The organism is Butyricicoccus sp., from assembly GCF_050872565.1.
Lineage (GTDB): Bacteria > Bacillota > Clostridia > Oscillospirales > Butyricicoccaceae > Butyricicoccus_A.
Genome location: NZ_JBNMHC010000270.1, coordinates 1 through 3,152, shown reverse-complemented (window position 1 = coordinate 3,152; position 3,152 = coordinate 1). Strand labels below are relative to the sequence as shown.

The following is a 3,152-nucleotide window of genomic DNA, read 5'->3' as shown; positions in this document are numbered from 1 at the left end:
TTTGCCGACTGCACAGAACAGCGCAAAAGCGATGATATTGACGGCAACAATGGTTGAACCGACCGGTGTGCTGGCAAGAATAGAAAGGATGATACCAAAGAAAGCACAGCAGACGGACAAAATCGCAGAACAAATGGTCACGGCGCGGAAATTCTGGAATACGCGCATGGCGGACAGTGCGGGAAAGATGACCAAAGCAGAAATCAGCAGCGAACCGACCAAATTCATAGCCAAGACAATGATAATCGCAATGATAATCGCAATGAGCAGATTATAGGCGTTTGCATTGGTTCCTGTGGACAGAGCAAAGTTCTCATCAAAGGTCACAGCAAAAATCTTGTTGTAAAACAGAGTAAAAATCGCAATGACAACGAGAGAGAGAATCGCGCAGAGCCAGACTTCTCCTTGTGTTAAGGTCAGGATAGAGGTAGAGCCAAACAATGTGCTGCACACATCGCCGGATACATTGGACGAAGCGGAAAACAGATTCATAATCAGATAGCCGATTGCCAACGCTCCGACAGAAATCATAGCAATAGCGGCATCGCCTTTAATTTTTGTGTTTTGACCCGTACGCAGCAACAAGATTGCACAGAGAATGGTGACCGGAAAGACCAGAATCATCTGATTGGACAGATTGAGCACGGCTGCAATGGCAATCGCACCGAATGCCACATGAGAAAGTCCATCTCCAATAAAGGAAAATCGCTTGAGTACCAGCGTAACGCCGAGCAGAGAAGAGCACAGCGCAATAAGCACGCCGACAATCAATGCGTACCGTACAAAGGGATAGGCAAAGTAAAAAGCGAGTGTATCGAGTAAACTCATTGTGCATCTCCTCCTTCCAGAGAGGCAAACCGCTTGCCGATTTTGCTGTTGAGGTATTCAGATTTGGTGCCATAGAACGATGTATCTCCGATGTGGAGAATGTGGCTGGCATAGTGCAGTGCCGCATCCATATCATGAGAGATCATGATAATCGTAATGCCGTCCTGCTTGTTTAAGTCGTCAATCATGTGATACATCTCTGCGGTAACTTTCGGGTCAAGACCGGCGACCGGTTCATCCAGCAGCAAGATTTTCTGTGTCGCACACAGGGCGCGGGCGAGCAGCACACGCTGCTGCTGACCGCCGGACAGCTCTCGATAGCATCGTTTTTCCATGCCGTCTAGACCGAGTTTGTGCATCATTTCTGCTGCCAGTGCCTTTTCTTTGCGATTATAAAAGGGGCGCAGGCCGCAGCGGCCTTGACAGCCGGAAATCACAATTTCACGGACAGATGCCGGGAAATCGCGCTGTACCGCTGTCTGCTGCGGCAGATAGCCGATTTCATTGGCTTGAAGTCCGTTTCCGGTTTCAATGCTGCCGCTGATCGGCGTCTGCAAACGCAGCAGCGTTTTAATCAGCGTGGATTTGCCGGAACCGTTTTCACCGACAATACACAAATAATCACCGGTGTGAACGGAAAAATCAAATGCTTGTGTAATGGCTCGGCCGTCATAGCCGAGCACTAAATCTTTACAGGTAATCAGTGCCATGGGATAGATACTCCTTATTGCAAAGCTGCTGATAAAACGTCCAGATTCTCTTCCATAACAGAAAGATAGGTTGCGCCCGATGCAATATCCTGTGAGGTGACTGTCTGCATCGAATTGAGCACGCGAATCTGCTGATCGTGACTTTGCGTATTTTGAATGATAGTATTTGCGATTTTATCGTCGGAATTTTCAATGGTTAAAATGCTGTGCAGACCTAATTCGTTCACTTTATCTGTCAGAAAGATAATGGTGTCAAAACTTGCCTGTGTGTCTGCCGAACAGCCGGAAAATGCCGCATAATACGACAGTCCGTAGTCATCTACGAGATAGCGGAAGGGGAAGCGGTCCGCAAACAGTACCGTGTGAATCGGCGCGGCATCGACAGCGGCTTGATAGGCAGTATCCAACTGTGCCAGCTTGCTGTTGTATGCTGAAGCGTTGGCAGAATAGGTGTCAGCGTGCGCCGGATCTACTTTGGAGAGGCTGTCTGCAATGGCGGAGACAAAAATCTGCGCATTTTTGAGGGAAAGCCAGACATGTTCGTCATATTCTGGCTCTTCTTCATGATCGTCCTCGTGTTCCTCGCTATCTTCATGGTCGTGATCGTGGTCATGCTCGCCCTGCATTCCTTCGACAACTTCCTCTTCCTTGGCATTTTCACCGAGGACATCCATCAAATTGATAACCTGCATGTTCTCGTTGGTTGCATTTTTGACAGCGTCTGCCGCCCAAGCGTCCGATTCGCCGCCTGCGTAAACAAACACATCACAGGTAGAGATGTTCATGATGTCTTCTGCGGAAGGCTGATAACTGTGCATGTCCACGCCGTTGTCCAGCAAGAAGGTGATTTCTGCGTTATCTGCCTGATCGCCTAAAACTTCACGCACCCAGTCGTATTCTGGAAAAATGGTTGTGACGATATGAAGGGATTTTTTGTTCTGCGTTTGTTCCGTATTTGCAGATGGTGTTGTTCCGCAGCCGCTTAAAATTCCTGTAAGCAGGGCAGCTGTAAGAAACAGAGAAAAGAATTTTTTCATGTTTTATGAACCTCCGGATTGTCGGCAATCCTCGCAGATGCCATAGATAACCGAGCGCGGCGCGTCTACTTGGAATCCATGATCGCTCATTAGATGCATGTAAACGGATTCCAGCTCCTTGCAATGTAAATGAATCAGCTTGCCGCATTTTTCACACTTACAATGAAAACAGACCGTAGGATGACAATGTGATCCCTCGCCCAGATATTCAAAGCAAGCGCTGCTCTTTTCGTCGACGACATATTTGGCAACCATGCCTTCGGCGACCATGCGGTCCAGATGCCGATAAATCGTTGTCGTGCCGACAGAAATGTTTTTTTGTTTAAAATATTCGTGAATATCATGCACCGTAACATGACTGCCCTGCTTGGATTGCAGATACGAGAGAATTTCTGTCATCTGTTTGGTGCGATATTGAGATTTATTCGCCATAGGTATTGCCTCCATAAATTGAAAACCATTTTCAAATTATAGCATGATTCGGGAAAAAGTCAATATGAAACTCATTTCCAATTTGTGTTTCCGCATTTTGCTCAAACTTAAGAAAAATTAAGAATTTTTTATAGTACAAATGTTG

General features: G+C 46.9%; 4 protein-coding genes. All 4 read right to left on the bottom strand.

The features are described from left to right. Positions 1–828 (bottom strand): metal ABC transporter permease (locus ACR0P9_RS09880; protein WP_432619697.1); only part of this gene is annotated, 828 nt, incomplete at its 3' end. Next, complete coding sequence (locus tag ACR0P9_RS09875) at positions 825–1,538, bottom strand: metal ABC transporter ATP-binding protein (protein WP_432619695.1); 714 nt, start codon at positions 1,536–1,538, stop codon at positions 825–827. The genes ACR0P9_RS09875 and ACR0P9_RS09880, both read right to left, overlap by 4 nt. A gap of 14 nt (positions 1,539–1,552) precedes the next feature. After that, positions 1,553–2,575 carry a metal ABC transporter substrate-binding protein gene (locus ACR0P9_RS09870; protein ID WP_432619693.1) on the bottom strand — a complete coding sequence of 341 codons (1,023 nt, stop codon included), beginning with the start codon at positions 2,573–2,575 and terminating at the stop codon, positions 1,553–1,555. A 3-nt stretch (positions 2,576–2,578) separates the two neighbouring features. Then, the gene (locus ACR0P9_RS09865; RefSeq protein WP_432619691.1) at positions 2,579–3,007 is read right to left on the bottom strand and encodes a Fur family transcriptional regulator; all 429 of its coding nucleotides are present in this window, start codon (positions 3,005–3,007) and stop codon (positions 2,579–2,581) included. Positions 3,008–3,152: the final 145 nt, after the last annotated feature.